Annotated in this window: 23 protein-coding genes and 3 tRNA genes; 18 read left to right on the top strand and 8 right to left on the bottom strand. The window is 47.5% G+C overall.

The features are described from left to right. The first annotated feature begins 47 nt into the window (after positions 1–47). The 14 genes from K6G33_RS02020 to K6G33_RS01955 all read left to right on the top strand — a co-directional run bounded on the left by K6G33_RS02020 (position 48) and on the right by K6G33_RS01955 (position 9,346). A complete protein-coding gene (locus K6G33_RS02020) occupies positions 48–773 on the top strand; it encodes a 16S rRNA (uracil(1498)-N(3))-methyltransferase (protein ID WP_296775679.1) in 726 nt (241 codons plus the stop codon). Positions 774–883: 110 nt separating this feature from the next. Continuing rightward, a complete protein-coding gene (locus tag K6G33_RS02015) occupies positions 884–1,138 on the top strand; it encodes a YtxH domain-containing protein (RefSeq protein ID WP_296775677.1) in 255 nt (84 codons plus the stop codon). Positions 1,139–1,314: 176 nt separating this feature from the next. Beyond that, positions 1,315–1,391, top strand: a tRNA-Pro gene (locus tag K6G33_RS02010). An 85-nt stretch (positions 1,392–1,476) separates the two neighbouring features. Continuing rightward, positions 1,477–1,552, top strand: a tRNA-Thr gene (locus K6G33_RS02005). 41 nt (positions 1,553–1,593) lie between these two features. Continuing rightward, positions 1,594–1,679 (top strand) — tRNA-Tyr (locus K6G33_RS02000). Between the two features lie 161 nt (positions 1,680–1,840). After that, a complete protein-coding gene (locus K6G33_RS01995; RefSeq protein WP_296775675.1) occupies positions 1,841–2,383 on the top strand; it encodes a hypothetical protein in 543 nt (180 codons plus the stop codon). Continuing rightward, on the top strand, positions 2,380–2,895 hold the full coding sequence (locus K6G33_RS01990) for a hypothetical protein (protein WP_296775673.1): 516 nt from the start codon (positions 2,380–2,382) through the stop codon (positions 2,893–2,895). The genes K6G33_RS01995 and K6G33_RS01990 overlap by 4 nt, the downstream gene beginning before the upstream one ends. A gap of 2 nt (positions 2,896–2,897) precedes the next feature. Continuing rightward, the gene (locus tag K6G33_RS01985) at positions 2,898–3,518 is read left to right on the top strand and encodes a phage holin family protein (RefSeq protein WP_296775670.1); all 621 of its coding nucleotides are present in this window, start codon (positions 2,898–2,900) and stop codon (positions 3,516–3,518) included. Between the two features lie 65 nt (positions 3,519–3,583). Next, complete coding sequence (gene typA / locus K6G33_RS01980) at positions 3,584–5,404, top strand: translational GTPase TypA (protein WP_296775668.1); 1,821 nt, start codon at positions 3,584–3,586, stop codon at positions 5,402–5,404. Positions 5,405–5,466: 62 nt separating this feature from the next. Then, on the top strand, positions 5,467–6,165 hold the full coding sequence (locus tag K6G33_RS01975; RefSeq protein ID WP_296775665.1) for a leucine-rich repeat domain-containing protein: 699 nt from the start codon (positions 5,467–5,469) through the stop codon (positions 6,163–6,165). A 26-nt stretch (positions 6,166–6,191) separates the two neighbouring features. Further along, positions 6,192–7,004, top strand: coding sequence for a hypothetical protein (locus tag K6G33_RS01970; protein ID WP_296775663.1), 813 nt, complete (start codon positions 6,192–6,194; stop codon positions 7,002–7,004). 13 nt (positions 7,005–7,017) lie between these two features. Further along, complete coding sequence (locus tag K6G33_RS01965; protein WP_296775660.1) at positions 7,018–7,707, top strand: hypothetical protein; 690 nt, start codon at positions 7,018–7,020, stop codon at positions 7,705–7,707. A gap of 138 nt (positions 7,708–7,845) precedes the next feature. Then, the gene (locus K6G33_RS01960) at positions 7,846–8,892 is read left to right on the top strand and encodes a substrate-binding domain-containing protein (protein ID WP_296775657.1); all 1,047 of its coding nucleotides are present in this window, start codon (positions 7,846–7,848) and stop codon (positions 8,890–8,892) included. A 1-nt stretch (position 8,893) separates the two neighbouring features. Then, complete coding sequence (locus tag K6G33_RS01955; protein ID WP_296775656.1) at positions 8,894–9,346, top strand: hypothetical protein; 453 nt, start codon at positions 8,894–8,896, stop codon at positions 9,344–9,346. Positions 9,347–9,501: 155 nt separating this feature from the next. On the opposite strand, the gene guaB is transcribed toward K6G33_RS01955, so the two are convergent. The 8 genes from guaB to fabD form a co-directional block, all read right to left on the bottom strand. Next, entirely contained in the window at positions 9,502–10,974 is a 1,473-nt protein-coding gene (gene guaB, locus K6G33_RS01950; protein ID WP_296775654.1) for an IMP dehydrogenase, read from the bottom strand. Between the two features lie 153 nt (positions 10,975–11,127). After that, positions 11,128–12,345: a leucine-rich repeat protein gene (locus tag K6G33_RS01945; protein WP_296775652.1), complete on the bottom strand. Its 1,218-nt coding sequence runs from the start codon at positions 12,343–12,345 to the stop codon at positions 11,128–11,130. Beyond that, positions 12,346–13,515 carry an amidohydrolase gene (locus K6G33_RS01940; RefSeq protein WP_296775649.1) on the bottom strand — a complete coding sequence of 390 codons (1,170 nt, stop codon included), beginning with the start codon at positions 13,513–13,515 and terminating at the stop codon, positions 12,346–12,348. It abuts the gene before it with no gap. 6 nt (positions 13,516–13,521) lie between these two features. Then, on the bottom strand, positions 13,522–14,019 hold the full coding sequence (locus tag K6G33_RS01935) for a shikimate kinase (RefSeq protein ID WP_296775646.1): 498 nt from the start codon (positions 14,017–14,019) through the stop codon (positions 13,522–13,524). Between the two features lie 44 nt (positions 14,020–14,063). Beyond that, positions 14,064–14,393, bottom strand: a complete 330-nt coding sequence (locus K6G33_RS01930) for a hypothetical protein (protein ID WP_296775643.1) — start codon at positions 14,391–14,393, stop codon at positions 14,064–14,066. A gap of 31 nt (positions 14,394–14,424) precedes the next feature. Next, on the bottom strand, positions 14,425–14,880 hold the full coding sequence (locus K6G33_RS01925; protein ID WP_296775640.1) for a GNAT family N-acetyltransferase: 456 nt from the start codon (positions 14,878–14,880) through the stop codon (positions 14,425–14,427). Between the two features lies 1 nt (position 14,881). After that, the gene (locus K6G33_RS01920; protein ID WP_296775637.1) at positions 14,882–15,718 is read right to left on the bottom strand and encodes a shikimate dehydrogenase; all 837 of its coding nucleotides are present in this window, start codon (positions 15,716–15,718) and stop codon (positions 14,882–14,884) included. Then, complete coding sequence (fabD, locus tag K6G33_RS01915) at positions 15,715–16,623, bottom strand: ACP S-malonyltransferase (protein ID WP_296775634.1); 909 nt, start codon at positions 16,621–16,623, stop codon at positions 15,715–15,717. The genes K6G33_RS01920 and fabD overlap by 4 nt, the downstream gene beginning before the upstream one ends. A gap of 316 nt (positions 16,624–16,939) precedes the next feature. Here fabD and K6G33_RS01910 point away from each other — a divergent pair, with 316 nt between their 5' ends. The 4 genes from K6G33_RS01910 to fabG all read left to right on the top strand — a co-directional run bounded on the left by K6G33_RS01910 (position 16,940) and on the right by fabG (position 19,984). Then, positions 16,940–17,926, top strand: coding sequence for a beta-ketoacyl-ACP synthase III (locus K6G33_RS01910; RefSeq protein ID WP_296775631.1), 987 nt, complete (start codon positions 16,940–16,942; stop codon positions 17,924–17,926). 80 nt (positions 17,927–18,006) lie between these two features. Next, positions 18,007–18,933, top strand: coding sequence for an enoyl-[acyl-carrier-protein] reductase FabK (fabK, locus tag K6G33_RS01905; RefSeq protein ID WP_296775630.1), 927 nt, complete (start codon positions 18,007–18,009; stop codon positions 18,931–18,933). Further along, positions 18,930–19,133 carry a DUF4177 domain-containing protein gene (locus tag K6G33_RS01900; protein ID WP_296775627.1) on the top strand — a complete coding sequence of 68 codons (204 nt, stop codon included), beginning with the start codon at positions 18,930–18,932 and terminating at the stop codon, positions 19,131–19,133. The genes fabK and K6G33_RS01900 overlap by 4 nt, the downstream gene beginning before the upstream one ends. Positions 19,134–19,243: 110 nt before the next feature. Next, positions 19,244–19,984: a 3-oxoacyl-[acyl-carrier-protein] reductase gene (gene fabG / locus K6G33_RS01895; protein ID WP_296775625.1), complete on the top strand. Its 741-nt coding sequence runs from the start codon at positions 19,244–19,246 to the stop codon at positions 19,982–19,984. The last annotated feature ends 47 nt before the right edge of the window (positions 19,985–20,031 follow it).

Here is a 20,031-nt window from a genome sequence, read left to right as displayed (position 1 = left end):
AAAATCATAGCAGAGCAGTTACTATATATAAAGGAGCGTCGGAGATCATGCCGAGATTTTTTACCAATGAGATAGACGAGAATAACATAGTCCTCACGGGCGATGATGCCAACCATATAGGACGTTCGCTGCGCATGAGGGTCGGCGAGGAGGTCACTGTGTGCTGCGACGGCGTGGACTATTGCTGCACTATCGGCAGGATAACAGCCGATACGGTGTACCTTGACCTTGTAGAGAAGCACAGATGTGCGGCTGAACCCAGCGTGGAGGTAACGCTCTTTCAGGCAGTACCTAAACTGGACAAGCTGGAGTACATTATCCAGAAAAGCGTGGAGCTGGGCGTAACGAGGATAGTTCCCGTGCTCACGAGGCGCTGTGTGTCCCGACCTGACGAGAAGGACTTCGAGAAAAAGAAGCTGCCGCGCCTTAATAAGATAGCTGAGCAGGCTGCAAAGCAGTCGGGGAGAGGCATTATCCCCGAGGTCACGCCCATAGTCAGTCTGGGCAGAGCTGTCGAGATGATGAAGGAGCTTGACCGCACAGTTCTGCTGTATGAGGAGGAGGGCGGAATATCCTTCGGCAAGGTGGATTTTGACGGCGTTAAGACCGTTGGACTGGTCGTAGGCAGCGAGGGCGGCTTCGACAAGGCAGAGGCAGATGCTGCTGTGGAAGCTGGAGCTGTGCAGGTGTGGCTGGGAAAGCGGATACTGCGTTGTGAAACTGCACCAATAACGGCACTCTCAATTTTGATGTTTTTAACAAATAATATGTAAATAGTTGAAATCGGAGAAAAAGTATGTTATAATATATAAAAGATTATCGTAATCCGATCGCAAGCGGTTCGGTAAGTACTAATTCTTGCGGAGAAAAGAGGAAAAATAATATGAATAAGTTTTTAGTTGCTGTTTTAGCTGCAAGTGCAGCTGCTGCTGTTGGATATGTTGCTGCTCAGGCTCTCAAGGACAAGAGTGCAGGTTCAGATTATGATGATGATGATTACGATGATTTCGACAACTTTGATACAGACGAGAGCATCGACTTCGAGATCAGTGATGACACTGCAAAGGAAGCTGAAGCTGAGGCTGAAGAGGCTGCAGGCGACACAGCAGAAGAAACAGTTGAGGAAAACGAAGACTAATGATGTGCAAGAGGAGCGCAAAGCTCCTCTTTTTGTATCTTTAGAACACGTATGTTAAAAAAAGGTGGACGAAATTGTACAAGTATACAAAGTGTGAAATGAGCTATTGACAAACGGCGGTCTGACTGGTATAATATAAAAGCTGTTTATCAAGGACACAGCGAAACAACCTTATCCGAGGCGTAACTCAGTTTGGTAGAGTGCTTGCTTTGGGAGCAAGATGCCGCAGGTTCGAGTCCTGTCGCCTCGACCAAAGTTCTTTTGAAAAAAATCAAAAAACTTTGAAAAAAGTACTTGACAAACGCAAAAAAGTGTGATATAATAATTAAGCATTAAACGCTGGTGTAGCTCAGTTGGTAGAGCAGCTGATTTGTAATCAGCAGGTCGGGGGTTCGAGTCCGTCCACCAGCTCCATTATTTTGCCTTAATGCTTTAGGTGAACAAAATTTAGAAATGGGAGAGTTCCCGAGTGGCCAAAGGGGGCAGACTGTAAATCTGTTGCTTTTCAGCTTCGATGGTCCGAATCCATCCTCTCCCACCAGAAACGCCCCGAAAATTTTTCGGGGCTGTTTTTGTTAAACTACGCACCAAACGACCTTGCAAATTCTCTGCAAGGGCTTTTTTATGTCCGAGGAAAAAGAGAATTTGCACGGAAACGCGGCTGATTTGTTCACAAAAGTATAAAGATTGTAGGGGGATCTTATGATAAAGGCAAATGTTAATTATAATTTGAGAGCACATGCCACGTATATCAGAAATACTTTGCGCTACAGAGCAACACGTTTTCTGGTCATTTTCAGCGCACTTATGTATGCAGGATTTGCGACTCTCTCGCTCATGAGCGCTCTGACCAACAACAAGACATACGTTGAGTACATAATGTTTATCGTTCTTTTCTTCGTGATATTCCTTGTGAGCGTCGGCAGACTTTTGGCACTGAATCCGAACAAGCAGTACAAAAAGTACTCCGAACACTACCCCAATGCCAATTACGAGATAAAAATAAGCGATAAGGATATCAGTATAAAGATAGATTCCGATTACTTCAAAAAGAATGCGGTCTATGATTTTTCAAAAATATCCGAGGCGCGTGAGTTCATGGGCTATTTTATACTCAGTATAGCCAATGACGAACAGATCCTTTTCTGCGGGAACGACCTCACCGAGGGTACTGCTGAAGAAGTCAAGAAGCTGCTTATCAGTAAGCTCGGCAAGAACTACAAAACGAGGGAGAGATGGATATGATAAGCGTTAAAGTCACACCTTCTCTTGAAAGAGAAAAAATGATCTGGCTGTTTGGAAAAAATGCTCTGAGAACTCTCAGACGCATCGCTTTTGTGGGTGTTTTCTGTGTAGTAGCCATCATTTTCTGCGTTGTATCCTATGTCAACCATGTGGGCAATCTCTTCAACCTGATCTTCGGCATCCTTTTGCTGCTGAAGGCTGTTACGGACTACCTCAGGATAAGACACGCTCCTAAAAAACGTTTCAGAAAAGAGCAGGAGTACGGCGCTGAAAAGGTGTATTCCTTTGATGAACGTTTCAGCGAGGTCACAGAAACAGGCAAAGGACTGAAGGTGCACTCAAAGTATGCCTACAGGACCTACAGACAGGCAATACATATAAACGGCTGGTTCATTATAAAATTCGATAAATATACCGTGGCATTCAATGAAAATGAGTTCGACGAGGGCTCGCCCGAGCAGCTCAGGCAGCTTCTTCGTGACAAGCTTAAAGTAAATTTTGAGGAGAAATAATTATGACTATATGCAGGATAGATGATGCAGACAATCTCAGCAATACATACAAGAAAAAAGTTGACGGACCTATTGCATTGGGAGGAGTTCTTGCTGTACTGGCAACGTTCTTCGGACTTATCGCCGTTGCATTTATGGCAATGTCAGGAGCATCGTTTGGTCTGATATGGCTCGTGTTCTTACTTGTTGCAGTGATACTGGTGCTCGGCTACAGGAAATCTTTTCTGAACCGAAACTATTTTTACGCCTACGTGATCGACGACGAGTTATACTGTATAGATATCCCGAGAGCCTGCGATAACAGCAGCCTTTTCGGTAAGATGACCATTGCTTTCGGCGGTTATGCAGCGAAAAAGCGCAGAATGAACAATATGAAGATGCTCCCCACAACTTCTTACGTTGACGAGTTTGTCTGCAACAGAAACGTTGCAGAGGTCTGCGGCAGCATCATCGAAAAGGTTTTCGACGTAAAAGAGGGAAAGGAATTCGTGAAGGTGAAGGTACAGCTCACAGCTGTGAACAAGGCAGGAAGCTTTTTCCCGACCCGCACAAAGACAATTAGCATACCGCGGACATTCACAAACATGACAGAGCTGCGTTCGCGCCTTGAATACCTTAGATAAAAAACGGCTAAGCCGTATACATACATATAAAGTCAAAAGCCAAAAACACTTGGAGGAAAGAAAATATGATAAGAGAAGATCTGAGAAACATCGCCATTATCGCGCACGTTGACCACGGTAAGACAACTCTCGTTGACGAGATGCTCAAACAGGGCGGCGTTTTCCGTGAGAATCAGGCAGTTGCCGAGCGTGTAATGGACTCAAACGACATCGAGAGAGAAAGAGGTATCACGATCCTTGCAAAGAATACCTCGGTAATGTACAACGGTACAAAGATCAATATTATCGACACCCCCGGCCATGCTGACTTCGGCGGCGAGGTTGAGCGTGTTCTCGAAATGGTAGACGGCGTTCTCCTGCTCGTTGACGCAGCTGAAGGCCCTATGCCTCAGACACGTTTCGTGCTCTCAAAGGCACTCGAAATGGGTCACAAGATCATTGTTGTCGTAAACAAGATCGACCGTCCCGATGCACGTCTTGACGAGATCGGCGATGAAGTTCTTGAACTTCTCCTTGAACTCGACGCAAACGATGAACAGCTCGAAAGCCCTATCCTCTTCTGCTCAGGCAGAAGCGGTACAGCTTCACTCAGCCAGTACGAGACAGGTACAGACCTGAAGCCTCTTTTCGACACTATCATAAACTACATCGAGCCTCCTAAGGGCGAGGAGAACGACCCGCTCCAGATGCTCATATCCTCTATCGACTACAACGAGTACGTTGGACGTATCGGTATCGGTCGTATCGTCAGAGGCAAGATCGCTGTCAACCAGCAGGTAACTGTCTGTGATTATACAGGCTCAAAGAAGAACTACAACGCTAAGATAGTATCGCTTCTCCAGATACAGGGACTCAACCGCGTACCTGTTCAGGAAGCTCAGATGGGCGATATCGTTTGGATATCGGGTATCGAGAATATCACTATCGGCGATACGATATGTGCTACCGACACACCTGATCCGCTCCCGTTCGTTAAGATAAGCGAGCCTACAGTCGAGATGACATTCTCCGTAAACGACAGCCCCTTCGCAGGCCGTGAGGGCAAGTTCGTTACGTCACGTCAGCTCCGCGAGAGACTTTTCAAGGAGCTCCTCAAAGACGTATCTCTCCGCGTAACAGAGACAGAATCCACGGATTCGTTCCGTGTAGCAGGCAGAGGCGAAATGCACCTTTCTATCCTCATCGAGAATATGCGCCGTGAGGGTTATGAGCTTGGCGTATCAACTCCCCGCGTACTCTTCAAGGAAGACGAGAACGGCAGAAAGCTCGAACCTATCGAGCGCCTTGTTATCGACGTTCCCGAGGACTGCGTCGGCTCTGTAATGGAGAAGATCGGTACACGTAAGGGCGATATGGTCGATATGCACCCGCAGGGCAGCCGTATGCGTATCGAGTTCCTTATCCCTGCAAGAGGACTTTTCGGCTATAAGAGCGAGTTCCTCACAGATACAAAGGGCGAGGGCATCATGAGCCACGTATTCGACGGCTATCAGCCATACAAGGGCGATATCGAGCGCAGGAACACAGGCTCTCTCGTTTCATTCGAGACAGGAGAGGCTGTAACATACGGTCTTTACAACGCTCAGGAGCGCGGACAGCTCTTCATCGGCGCAGGTACTCCTGTATATGAAGGCATGATCGTAGGAGCTTCACCAAAGACAGAAGACCTCGTTGTAAATGTCTGCAAGAAGAAGCACCTTACAAATACCCGTGCAAGCGGAAGCGATGACGCGCTCAGACTTGTTCCGCCAAGAATACTCAGCCTTGAGGACTGCCTTGAGTTCCTTGCTGACGACGAGCTTCTTGAAGTAACTCCGGAGTCGCTCCGTATCAGAAAGAGAACTCTCAGCAACAGCCAGAGAGCTAAGGACAGAAGCAAGAAGTAAGTATAATTTTCATCAAATCAACACCTGTAAACCATGTAATTTGCAGGTTTCGGAGATATCATATGAAAAAACATATCATTTTTTCTCTTATTGCCGCTTCATCAGTCATGTTTGCAGGCTGCGGAAAGAAAACAGTCGGCGACAGCAAAACAGCCGAAGAAACCTCGGCAGCAGCAACTTCTGAAGAAGTGACAGAGGAGGAGCATATCGAGGACAATACCTACGTGCCTCTCGCAACTGTCAGAGAGAGAAATATCATCTCAGCCGAGAACTTCGATTATGAGATATACAACAATGGCGTTACGATAACAAAGTATACAGGTAAGGACAGCAATGTGGAGATACCTGCGGAAATCGACGGTGTTCCTGTCAATGAGATAGGATTCTACGCCTTTGAAGCAAACAGCAATGTAACATCTGTAACGCTTCCCGAAAGCGTTATGACCATCAGCGAGGGTGCTTTCAGCAGCTGTACCGCTCTTGCTCAGATAAATCTTCCGAGCAGCCTTACCCTTATAGAGGAAGGCGCGTTTGCAGGCTGCACAAGCATCACCGAGCTCACCGTTCCTGCGGGAGTTCAGAGAATACAGGAGGGTACTTTTGTCTACTGTACAGGGTTGAAGTCTCTTACAGTGCTCAGCCCCGAGCTGAAATATGAGAACTGGGGGCTTGAAAGTCTCCCTGATCTTACGGTATATGCGCCCGAGGGCTCTGCGGCAGCGGAGTGGGCCGGCGCAATGGGCAAATATTCTGTATATTGATTATGATATAACGTGAGGGAAAAGCTATGAGGATACAAAAGCTGACAGCATTTGTCATGGCAGCGGTCTGCATAGGGTGCTTTGCAGGCTGTGAAAAAAAGAACGATAAAAAGACTTCTGATAAGGGTTCGGCAGGCAGCAGTGCGGCAGAGGCTTCTGCTCCTGTTATCGGCGGCGAAGAGCTTTCAGGCGATAACTTTAAAGAAGAAGATTACCAGAATAAGGTAAAAGAGATGATAAAGGATGCTCCTGTAGCTGAAAAGCAGTCCGAGCTGGGTTCGGTCGGCGAAATAACTGAGCCCGAAGCAGATTCTGAGGAGGCAGAGCTTGGAAACTACCGTATCAGTGACGGCGGAGTAAAGCTCTACTACGACGAGAATGAATATCCCACAGAGCTCGTGCTCACTCTTGAAAAGTACTTCACGTCTTTTTCCGCAGCTGATTATACTACCTATACAAGCTGCATTTTCCCGAGCTATATAGAGGAAATGGAGAAGTTCCTGAGCAAGGAGTATGACTACGATCTCAAAACATCATTCTCAAAGCAGTGTTCAGGACTGGCAGGGCAGATGAAGGGCGACTATAAGGTTACTCGCATAAAGCTCGAACCCGCTGAACAGCACGAGGAAGGCAAGGATAATGTGGATTCATACCTCAGTACCCTTGATGACATTTTCGGAAGCGGCTATTCGGATAGCGTAAAGGCTGACAGCGATGACCTTATCGACACTTGTTTCTACGTCATGGGCGAGGATTCAAACGGCAAGGAGTCCATGCTGGTCAGCGGCTATGAGATAATTTTTGCCGTTAAAGACGGAAAATACTACACATTCGGCTGAGGAGGCTGAGCAAATGAATAAGATATTTACAAGAACAGCGGCGATACTTGCTGCGGCAGTGATGACGTTATCTGTAGTTTCGTGCAACGACAATGACGCTGAAAAGGACGCAAAAGCAAAAAGTTCTGCCAACCTTGCAGGCGGCGATCTTCCGGAAGATGCAAATGTCAAAGAGGAGGATATGCCTTACGGTGCAGAGTATAAGCAGCTGAAAGTTGAAGAAGAAAAAGATCTGCCGATGTCTGTGGAGTTCGATCCGCGATATATGACAGATGAAGAAGCAAAGCAGGTAGTCAATTACTTCTGGTCGCTCTCATCGAAAGACCCTTCCTACCTTGAAAAGGCAGTACACCCCGATCTTCTGAAATACAGACTGGACGAGGCAGGTACAACTGCACAGGACTTCCTCAATAAGGAGTATGATATTATAAAGGGGTACGCGGAATCCGACTTCACCTTTACGTTCACACTTGTTGACGGAATACTCAAAGCAGATGAAAAAGCATCGGATTTTGAGTTCTATGATTCTCTCGTTGAAAAGGCGATACCTCACGCAAAGGTAACAGACAAGAAGCTGTTCATGGTAAACTGTACGTACAGCAAGCCCGATGACACCGGCGTTTACTCATTGCAGATGAGACTTGGCGATTACGTTGATGTAGCTGTTTATACCATTGACGGAAAACCTTACATCATTTCATAAATATGCATTCAAGGACGGCAGATGCCGTCCTTTTTTATTACAATGTTTTTACATATTGTTTAAGAAACGTTTTTTGTTATTGATTTCTCCGAACTGTTATGCTATAATTTGTTTGAAAAAACTTCATTGGAGGCTCATATGACAAAAGACAAAACAAAACTTTTCAGAATACTACCACTCAGCGTCATAGGCATCGGAGCGGTCATTATCTCAGCGGCAGTAGTAAAAATTATCTCAGCATATAACGGACACCACAAGATAGAGCCCGACAAGACCGCCAATATCAACGTTATGCTTACAAGACCCGACAACTGGGAGAAGCTCGATCTCGGCGGTTTTACGCTGAATAAGGAGAATTTCAGCCTTATCGACGGTTCGACAGCAACTATCCCCATAACTGCGGAGCTCGCAAGGCAGTGCTGCGGAGCTTCCGACGATGATATAGGAAAATATATAGACCACAATACCACAGGCTATGCTTATTATAATCTCATGATGACGGCGAGGCAAAGGGAGCTAAGGTATAAGGATAATTCATATAAGCAGAAAAATCTGATTTTCGCCACCGAGCCTTCGGTTGACGAGATAAAAGAAGCGGCTGATTGTAATATCGAGTACGAAGTTACTCCCGTAGCGCTTGACGGCTTCGTGTTCATCACCCACAAGGACAATCCCGTGGACAGCCTTACCGTGCAGCAGATAAAGGACATCTACAGCGGCAAGATAACCAACTGGAAGGAAGTCGGCGGCAATGACAGCGAGATAATCCCATATCAGCGCGAGGCGAATTCAGGCAGCCAGACCGCTATGGAGCAGCTCGTCATGAAGGATACGACCCTTATGGAGCCGAAAGAGGGATACTGCATAAGAAAGGGCATGGGTGAGCTTATTGAAATGGTCGCGGAGTACGAGAACCGTGAGAACAGTCTCGGGTACACCTACTATTATTATATTAACAATCTCTACAAAAACGACAATATAAAGGTGCTTAAAATAGACGGTATATCGCCTGATAACGAGAATCTGCGCGATAAGAGCTATCCGTTTTCGACGGCTTATTACGTTGTCACAGTAAAGGGCGACGACAGCGAGCTTATGAAGCTGAAGGACTTCATAGTCAGCGATAAAGGTCAGCAGATCGTGAAAATGGCGGGATATTGTACCGTAAACGGAAGCGGTGAATGATATGAACGAATACGAGCGCAAGGAGTTCAAGGTACGGCAGATAATGAGCACGTTCCTGAGCGCACAGTATGTGCTGGTAATATGGATATTTCTGCAATTCATGCCGCAGAGCGATGAGATAAGGTATGAATTAACGCCTTTATCGAAATGTCTGCCGATACTCGGTGTATGTACAGCAGTGCTGGTTTTGCTGCTGCTTTGCAGTTTTTACAGGATAGTATTCATCACAGCCGAGTGGATCAATGTATTTTTATGTTTAGTGTTCGGGGTACTTCTTACTTTGGTAGGGGTACTGCTCTTTGTGCTGTTCACATGGCACTTCTGGGTATATCTCATGGTGACGAAAGATGCCCTGAATAAGTATCGGATAAATCATATATCCGACTATGAAAAGGCGGAAGCCAAATACCGCAACGAACATCAGGGACTTTATCCCGACGATAATGAAGAATAAAATGAAAGGATCCCAAAGAGAAATTCTTCGGGATCTTTTGTTATATACATCATACCTGTAAAAAAGTAGAGACGACATTCCGTCGCCCGCAAGTTAACTATTGATTTTCAGGTTTTTGACAAGCAAAAAGGCGGACATAAAGTCCGCCGTTAATGTTATATCTGTGTTGAATAGTTAGGAGCTTCCTTAGTGATATAGATATCATGAGGGTGGCTCTCTTTAAGTCCTGCGCCTGTGATGCGGATGAACTTAGCCTTTTCGTGGAGTGTGGGAATATCAGCACAGCCGCAGTATCCCATACCTGAACGGATACCGCCAACGAGCTGGAAGATAGTATCAGCAACAGCACCCTTGAAAGGAACACGACCTTCAACGCCCTCAGGAACGAGCTTCTTAGCGCCTTCCTGGAAGTATCTGTCCTTAGAGCCGTTAGCCATAGCTCCAAGGCTTCCCATACCGCGGTATACCTTGAACTGACGACCCTGATAGATCTCAGTCTCGCCGGGAGCTTCTGCGCAGCCTGCAAGGAGAGAGCCGAGCATTACAACATTAGCTCCTGCTGCGAGAGCCTTAACGATGTCGCCTGAGTACTTGATACCGCCGTCAGCGATAACAGGGATACCGTACTTCTGAGCAACGCAGGCAACGTCATAAACAGCGGTGATCTGAGGAACGCCGATACCTGCAACTACACGGGTAGTACAAATGGAACCTGGTCCGATACCGACCTTGAGGCAGTCAGCACCTGCTGCGATGAGGTCTTCAGCAGCCTCGGCAGTAGCAATATTACCTGCGATAACAGGGATATCAGGGTATGCTTCCTTGACCATTTTGAGACATTTGATGATGTTAGCGCTGTGACCGTGAGCTGAATCGAGAACGAGAACGTCAGCCTGAGCGTCGATAAGAGCCTTAGCTCTTTCGAGAACGTTAGCGGTCACGCCGATAGCAGCGCCGCAGAGAAGTCTGCCCTTGCTGTCACGAGCGGAATTCGGGTACTGAACGGACTTTTCGATGTCCTTGATAGTGATAAGACCCTTGAGAATACCTGCTTCGTCAACGATAGGGAGCTTTTCGATCTTGTGAGCACGGAGGATATCCTGAGCCTGTGCAAGAGTAGTACCAACAGGAGCAGTGATAAGGTTGTCCTTTGTCATAACTTCTGAGATCTTAGCGTTGAAGTCTGTAAGGAAGCGCATATCTCTGTTGGTGATGATACCAACGAGCTTGCCGTTTCCGTCAACGATCGGAACACCTGAGATCTTGTATTTGCCCATGAGTTCGTCAGCATCGGCAACGATGTGATCCTCGGTGAGTGAGAACGGGTTAACGATAACACCATTTTCACTTCTTTTTACTTTGTCGACCTCGTCAGCCTGCTGTTCGATAGTCATATTCTTGTGAATGATACCGATACCGCCTTCACGGGCGATAGCGATAGCCATACGTGAATCTGTGACAGTATCCATTGCAGCGGTCATGATAGGGGTGTTGAGGTGTACTGTTTTAGTGAGCTGAGTACCGAGCTGGATCATATTGGGGGTAACATCTGATTTAGCCGGAATAAGCAGTACATCATCGAAGGTAAGACCTTCCTTCTGAAATTTGCTGTTCATGTCGGTCAGCATAATTATATTCCTCCTTGCAATTAATATTAACTTTAATGATACTATTTTTCGCGCCTTATGTCAATAGTTTGGGCTGATAGGTGAATATAGAAATTTTTTGGTCAAAAAAGGTCGGGTTTTGGCAAAAAAAGCAATTTGTTATATTAAAGTACCTCAGCGGTAAAGTGTTTGCTGTTTTACGTATGCTGCAAGAATTGCAGAAGCATCAACAGAATCCAGCTTTTTGTCGCCGTTCCAGTCGGCAGCTGCGGACTGCACATCGGTGAATTCACTTTTTTTGCCTGCGGAACGAAGGGCGTACTCTTTCAGCACGGCGGAAGCGTCCACAGCGTCAACGTGTCTGTCGCCGTTGACATCTCCCCTTGAAAAGCTGGGTATAGTAAAGGTTATACCCTGAGTTCCCGCATATTCCTCGGCAGCCGAACCTGCTTCGCCTATGATAATGAAGTCGGTGATATTAACGGTCGAATCGCCGCGTATATCGTATCTTTTACCAAAGGCATCGCTGCCGATAGTTTTTACAGTGGGCGGGATAAATATACCGCTCAGAGCCGAACAGCTGAAAAAAGCATCATTCTCGACGGCATTTACCGAGTCGGAGAAATTGACGGTCGTGAGTGACGAGCAGGAATGGAAGCTGTTTTTGGGGATAGCAGTCAGGGACTTTCCGAGTTTTACGCTCTGGAGAGAGGTGCAGCTCATAAAGCAGCCTGAGCCGAGCTTTTTCACGCTGTCGGGGATATCCGCTGTTTTAAGGGAAAGGCAGCCTGAAAAAGCAGTGTCGCCAATAGCTGTCAGACCGTCGGGCAGTGATACTGAAACGATATTCTCTCTTCCGAAAAAAGCGGCTCTGCCGATAGTTTTTGTATTATCACTGACAGAAGCGTTGCTGTCTCCGGCATAGGCGATAAGAGTATCGCCGCTCTTGTTGTAAAGGCAGGAGTTTACAGCGGTATAGTCGGGATTATCCTTGCTCACGGCAAAAGAAGTCAGTTTGGGGCAGGTGGTAAATGCGTAGTCTGATATCATAGAAACTCCACTGCCGATACTTACGCTTGAAAGGTTCGGACAGGCGGCAAATGCCCATTCGTCTATCGACTTCACGCTGTCGGGGATAACGCAGGAGGTGATACCTGTATTGCCGAGAAATGCATTTTTGCCGATAGCGGTAACAGGCAGCCCTTCGTATTTTTCGGGGATAACAAGCTTTGCAATGTTGCTGCTGCGGCATTCTGTTATGCATACCTGTTTGTTTTCGACCTTGCAAACGAGCTGTAGGCTGTCCGGGTTGTTTTCAGCGTATGAGTACGTCGGGGGAACTGCTGAAAATATCAGCACGGCAGCTGCTGCGGTCAATAACAGCCTTTTCATTCAGACCTCCCTGCGGCAGATCTCGCCGTTTATCATAACGAGAACAGGTTCTGACATAAGGTCAAGGGGATTATCGCCCTTTCTGTAGAGCTGTATATCAGCATCCTTACCCTCGGTAAGAGAGCCTGTAGTCTCGTCAATGCCGAGTATCTCGGCAGGAGCGATGGTAAGAGTTTTTACAGCATCATCGAATTTAAGTCCGCCCTTTACCGCAGCCTGAGCAGAAAGGGGGAGGTACTGTATCGGAGTGACTGTATGGTCAGTGCATATAGCGATCTTAACGCCGCTGTCGTGGAGAACAGAGGCATTTTTCAGTTCAAGTCCGCGCATTTCGGGTTTGCAGCGGTCGCACATCAGAGGGCCGCATATCACGGGTATGTTTTCTTCTGCGATGATATCGGCGATAAGGTATCCTTCAGTGCCGTGAATGATAACGGCATCAAGGCTGAACTCCTTTGCTATGCGCATAGCAGTGCAGATATCGTCGGCGCGGTGGCAGTGGAAGAAAGCCTTTACCTTGCGTTCAAGCAGGGGCATGAGAGCCTCGCATTTGATATCGTATTCAGGCGGATCGTAGTTCTCGCTGTCGGAGTAGTAGCTGTCCATATCCTTTGTATAGCGGCGAGCCTTGTGGAGTCCCTCGCGGATAAGAGCGGTTATCGCCATACGTGTCACGGGAGTTTCCTCCCTGCCGTTGTAGACATTTTTGGGGTTCTCGCCGAGAGCGAATTTTATGCCGCAGTTCCTGATAAGCATATCGTCGATGCGTCTGCCGTAAGTTTTTATGGCAGCTATCTCGCCGCCGCAGGCATTGGCGCTTCCGGGACTTGAAGCCGTAGCGGTTATGCCGCGCATACGTGCTTCCTCGAAGCATCTGTCGAAGGGATTGATGCCGTCGATAGCTCTCATCTGCGGAGTGAACGGGTCGGTGGACTCGTTGCAGTCGTCGCCCTCGAAGTCGAGCCCGTTCTCGATTATGCCGAGGTGAGTATGAGCGTCGATGAATCCGGGGAGAAGCATACCGCCTTGTGCGTCGATGCTGTTTTTGTTATCATAAGGAAGAAAACCGCTGCCGATATTCTTTATCTTGCCGTTCTGGATATCTATCCAGCCGTCCTTTATGACACCGAGGCGATCCATGGTATGAATTTCAGCGTTATAGATAAGCATATCCGCTCACTTTCTGAGCGCAGCGGCTATCTGCTCCGCATTTTCAACGGGGCTGCCGTTACATTCGATCCTGATGGTGGAGTGTTTGAGGTAAATGTCCTTGCGGGAGTTGTAGAGCTCCTCAAGCTGTTCTTTTGTGGAGTTCACAACGATAGGGCGGTTGGTATCGTCCTTTATGCGGTCGTAGCAGACCTCGAAAGGAACATCGAGGAATATCACAGCCGCACCCGCGTCCTTAGCAGCCTTTGCCGTATCGGGGTTGAGCATAGCTCCGCCGCCGCAGGCAGCAACAGTGGTCTTGCCGCAGAGGGACTTGACTATCTCAGCCTCGGTCTGACGGAAGAAGGGCTCGCCCTTTTTCTCGAATATCTCGGGGATAGTCATTTCAAGAGTACGGACGATGAGGTCGTCCGTGTCGCAGAAGCCGCAGCCCAGTTTCTTAGCCGCGAGCTTGCCTATAGTAGATTTTCCGCAGCCCATAAAGCCGCATAAAAATACAGTCATATTAGTCTCCTTAAATCATTGATATGCTTGTCTGTGGATTTATGTCATATTCCGAAATGGATAACGAATTTGTTTTCGAGCTGTGCCTCTGAAAGCAGGGCAGTCAGTTCGGAAAGCTCGGAGAATTTCAGAGTGATCCCGATAAAAGCTTCGAGTGATTCTGGTGGTATCAGGGTGATACCGTAATATGCAAGTCCTAATTCGGGGCGTTCGAGAGTATGCCAGTAGCATTTGAGGATACTGAGCTTACCGACGATATTTTGTATGAAATCATCATCAACGGCTATCAGGTCGTATTGATCGGGGGAATATTCAACGTATATATCTTTTGGTTTCGGAGCTTTATGCATTATCCCGAATTCATGTGCACACATAATATATCACCTCGTATATCACCTTGATTTTTTACACCGAAGCTCTGCGTTCGAGCTTTACCAGCGGCACCCACTCGTCCTCGATCATCTTCTCGCCTGTGAGCTGAAAGCCGTGGCGCTCATAAAAGGCTATACCGCGGGTATTGTACTCCAGTGCCCAGAGGTTGTCCGCACTGAGGTTATCAACAGCATACCATAGAAGTTCAGCGCCGATACCGCAGCTCTGGAACTGCGGCTCCACATAGAGTTTTACCACTTCGGTGCCGTTTACGCGGATAATGCCTTTGACGATGCCGTTATCGTCGAAAACGTAGGTATTTTGCAGCGCCTCAGAGCCTTCGCGGTACTCCGCAGCCGTGTCGAGGACGTTGAGCTCCGCGAAATAGAAGGGGTCATTGCGGAAAAAGGGGTAGAAATTCACGCGGTAGTTGGTAACTATGATCTCGGCGATACGCGAAGCATCTTTTGTGGTGGCAGGGCGTATCATATTACTTGTTCATGCTGTCAACAGCGTTTTCAACGTCTGTGATTATCTTTGAGATATCTTCTGCCGAGAACTTTCCGCCGTACCATATCTCGTGAGCCTTTACAGCCTGATATACCAGCATAGAAGCTCCGCCCACAGCAGTTTTTCCGAGAGCGCGAGCCTTTTTCATGAGAAGGGTCTCGGTGGGGTTGTATATAACGTCGAATACACTTGCTGAGTTTTCGATGACCTTGTCGCTTACAGCGCAAGCGTTCACCTTCGGATACATACCGACAGGGGTAGCATTTATGAGCAGGTCGAAGCTGCCGTCAAGATCGGATATATCCACGATCCTTACGCAGGCGGCACTGCATTTTGCGAGTATCTCAGCCATGAGGAGCTGAGCGTTCTTGAAGTCCTGAGGTATAACAGCGAGAGTGATATTGCCGCCGTGGAGAGCTGTTTCAATGGCGATCATTCTTCCGACACCGCCGCAGCCGAGTATAGCAACGTTTCCGCCGATAGGGAGCAGCTCTGCGGAGCGCAGGAAGCCGTCGCAGTCGGTGTTGTAGCCAACGAGTTTGCCGCCTGCGTTGTTTATACAGTTGACGGAGTTATAGCGGAGGGCACTTTCGCCCAGCTCGTCAACGAGCTTTATCACAGCCTGTTTGTGGGGGATAGTTACGTTCAGACCGCGGAGACTTTCGAGAAGATCGCGGCTGTCCGCGATCTTTTCGGGTTCGATGTCGATGAGTTCATAAGAAGAATCGTTCATTCCGCTGAGTGCGAAGAGTTTTTCGTGAATGAGCGGAGACATGGAGTGTCCCAGCGGGTGACCGATGAGTGCAAATTTGTTCATGATAATGCTCCTTCAAGTGTTTCCATATTTTCAACGTTTACAGCTGTGATATCTTTAAGGGTCTTTTTTACGAGACCTGTGAGAGTTTTTCCGGGACCGAATTCAAAGAATCTGTCAGCGCCTGCTTCCTGCATAGCAGCGAGCTCGGAAGTGAAGCGTACAGGGGAAACGATATGCTTTGCGAGCATTGAAGCCATATCCGAGAAGTCATTGAGCTCGCCGCCTGTGAGATTGGAGTAGTACTTCACCTGAGGAGCCTTGAATGTAATGGTCTTTGCAGTCTCATAGAACTTATCGGCAGCAGGCTGCATGAGCTTTGAATGGAAAGCGCCTGCGACATTGAGCGGGATAACTCTTGCCTTCATTTCCGCAAATACCTCGCTGACCTCTGCGATGCCTTCGGGAGTTCCTGCGATAACGGTCTGAACAGGGGAGTTGTAGTTTACGGCTGTTACGTATTCCTTTGCTTCGCCGCAGACTCTTTCAACTTCCTCGGGAGCTATTTTCATTATGGCAGCCATTGCGCCCTTAGCGGAAGCTGTAGCCTCCTCCATTGCAGCAGCTCTTGCCTTTATAAGGCGGAAAGCGTCTTCGAGGGATATCATGCCCGAAGCGTACATAGCTGCGTATTCACCGAGGGAATGACCTGCAACGCCGTCGAAGGTAAAGCCCTTTGACTGTGCGGCTTTAAGGCAAACGATAGAAGTTGCCATGATCGCAGGCTGGGAGTTGATAGTCCTTGAAAGCTCCTCCAGCGGTGCATTGAAGCAGATCTCTTTCAGGTCTGTTCCGAGGATCTCAGAACCTGTTTCGTATACGGAGAGGAGTTCGGGCATAGCTTCAGCGATGTCCTTGCCCATTCCTGCGTACTGCGAACCCTGTCCTGAAAATAGTGAAATTGTCATAATAAATAACATCCTTTCTGTGTGTTATATACAAAAAAATGGCAAAAGCGCCTAAGTGTTATATTGCAAATTTGTGAGAAGTGCTGATATTTCGACTTTACCAAACGAAAGTTTTAAAATATCATTGCAAAAATACTCAAAATGATTTACAATATATTATGTGTGATATTATGTCCGACCGCGGGGAAAGTTCCCCACACACGGTATATCGACGATACACGGCATTTGTAGAGTCGATATTATTACTATAACATAAAATTATGCTTTTTACAACCTGATTTGCATAATTTTTATGTTTTTAAGGAGATATTGATTAATGGGCATCAACATTTTGGGAATGGGCAGATATGTGCCAGAACAGAAGCTGAATAATGACGACTTCAAACGCTTCGTTGAGACTAACGATGAGTGGATAACTTCAAGGACAGGAATAAGAGAACGCCGCATGGCTGGTTGGGAGCCTACGTGGTATATGGGGGCGCAGGCATCAAAGAAAGCTATCGAGGCTGCGGGCATCGACCCTTCCGAGATAGGACTTGTGATATCATGTTCGGCAACAGCGGATTTCAACTGTCCCAGTCTGTCCTGCATTATCCAGAACGAGACAGGCGCTGTGAACGCAGCAGCCTTCGACCTCAATGCAGCCTGCACAGGCTTTGTGTATGCGGCAGATACAGCGCATCGCTTCCTTATGACAGACGATTCGCTGAAGTATGTTCTTGTAGTCGCAAACGAAGCTTTATCACGCTTCCTTGACTTTGAAGACAGATCCTCATGTATCCTTTTCGGCGACGGTGCTGCTGCGGCAGTTATCGAAAAAAGTGATAAGCTCTACGCATCACATCTCGGCGCAGACGGCAGCGGTGCGGGATACCTTGTGTCAAGAGCTATGAAGGTCGCCTCCGAAGTGGCTGTGGAAAGCGATTTTGAAGACCCGTTCCCTGATGTTCCGCTTCATAAATTACAGCAGAACGGCAAGGAAGTATACAAGTTCGCAGTACAGGCTCTGCCCAAGTCCTTTGAGCTTGCAGCTTCCAAGGTCGGCATAACAAAAGACGATATAGACTGGTTCATACCTCATCAGGCAAATGTAAGGATAATAGAGACTGCTGCCAAGAAGCTCGGAGTGCCTATGGAGAAGTTCATAGTTACTCTCGATCATTACGGAAACACCTCAAGTGCATCTATCCCTCTCGCACTTGACGAAGCTATAGAAAAAGGCATCATCAAGCGCGGGCAGAAGATCGCTCTGATCGGCTTCGGAGCAGGTCTTACCTACGGCGGAATAATACTTGAATACTGATTTTTAGAGCCGTTTGCCGTAAGGCATACAACAGGCTGACGGCTAAGGGCTAAAAGCTAAACTATAAAAGGAGAACTATTATGAAAACACGCATTACTGAACTCCTCGGCTGTGAATATCCTATAATCCAGGGCGGTATGGCATGGGTAGCCGAGCACACACTCGCTTCAGCAGTATCAAACGCAGGCGGTATCGGTCTTATTGCAGGCGGAAACGCTCCTATCGACTATCTCCGTGAGCAGATCAGACTCTGCAAGGAAAAGACAAACAAGCCCTTTGGCGTGAATATCATGCTGATGAGCCCGAATGCAGACGATCTCGCACAGCTCTGTATTGATGAGGGAGTAAAGGTCATCACAACAGGTGCGGGCAACCCCGGAAAATATATGGCTGCATGGAAAGAGGCAGGCATCAAGGTAATGCCCGTAGTTCCATCGGTAGCCCTTGCAAAGAGAATGGAAAAGTCAGGTGCTGACGCAGTTATCGCAGAGGGTACTGAATCAGGCGGACATATCGGCGAGAATACTACAATGTGTCTCGTTCCGCAGGTAGTTGACGCAGTTGAGATACCTGTTATCGCAGCAGGCGGTATCGCTGACGGCAGAGGTATGGCAGCAGCTTTCATGCTGGGAGCCGAGGGCGTTCAGATCGGTACACGCTTCCTTGCTTCCGAGGAATGTCAGATACACCCAACATTCAAGGATCTCGTTATAAAGGCTAAGGACACAGATAATATCGTAACAGGCCGCTATACAGGTCACCCTTGCAGAAATATCAAGACAAAGTTCGCAAAGAAGCTCGCAACAGGCGAGAAAGAGGGAACGCTCTCTCCCGAGGAATTCGAGCAGCTCACAGTAGGTGCGCTCCGCAGAGCCGTAGTTGACGGTGATGTTGAGAGCGGTTCGTTCCTCTGTGGAGCTATTTCGGGTATGGTCAACGATATAAAGACTTGTGCCGATATCGTTAAGGAAATAAACGACGGCGCAGAAAAGCTGCTGAAGCTATGAAGTATAAGTATGTAAGGAGCAGGAGCAGCATCGGCGGCACCTATTACTACCAAGACGAGAACGGAAAGATAAGTCCGCGTCAGGTGATAGATGATATGGCAGCTCAGGGCTACAGGTATGTTGGGAATATACCTGTAAAGCTGGGCGACTATGGCTCTTTGAGGGAATATGACATGATATTTGAATACTGCTGTCAATAAAAAAGTGACATTTGTAACTACAGAAAGTGACAATCTTCCCGTTTCATTTTGCGGAAAGATGTGTTAGAATATATGTATCACGTTCGAATACGAAAAATGGAGGTATAAAAATGGCTACAGCAATCATCACGGGCGCTTCACAGGGTATTGGCGCTTGCATCGCAAAGAGACTCGCAAAGGACGGTTTTGACGTAATAATCAATCATTATCCAAGTGACGGAGACAAGGAAAAGGCTCTCGCAGCAGCAGAGGAGTGCCGCGCTTTCGGCGTAAAGGCTGAATGTATCGCAGCAGATGTTTCAAAGTTCGATCAGTGTGAGGCTATGGTAAAGCAGGTAAAGGCTGACTTCGGCGGCATTGATGTTCTCGTAAACAACGCAGGCATCACAAAGGATAAGCTCCTTGCAAGAATGTCAGAGGACGACTACGATATCGTTATCGCAGTAAACCAGAAGAGCGTATACAATATGACAAAGCACGTTACATCTGTGATGATGAAGCAGAGACACGGCAGAATAGTAAATGTTGCTTCTGTTGCAGGACTTTACGGAAATCCGGGACAGATGAACTACTCCGCTTCAAAGGCTGCTATCATCGGTATGACAAAGACAACTGCCAAGGAGTTCGGTTCAAGAAACATCACCTGCAACGCTGTTGCACCGGGATTTATCCACACACCGATGACAGACGGACTTTCAGATGAGCTGAAGGCAAAAATGCTGAATGCAGTAGCTCTCAGACGCTACGGCGAACCTGAGGAGATAGCTTCTGTAGTATCGTTCCTCGTTTCGGACAATGCATCTTATGTTACGGGACAGGTTATCGAGATATCAGGCGGACTTGAAATGTAATTTATCACGGCATGGCACACAGATCATTCCGTGATCGTGCCTGTCGG

The organism is Ruminococcus sp. (assembly GCF_024691275.1).
Taxonomy (GTDB): Bacteria; Bacillota; Clostridia; order Oscillospirales; family Ruminococcaceae; genus Ruminococcus.
The sequence above is the reverse complement of the archived record's forward strand: the minus strand, read 5'-3'. Positions and strand labels throughout refer to the sequence as shown.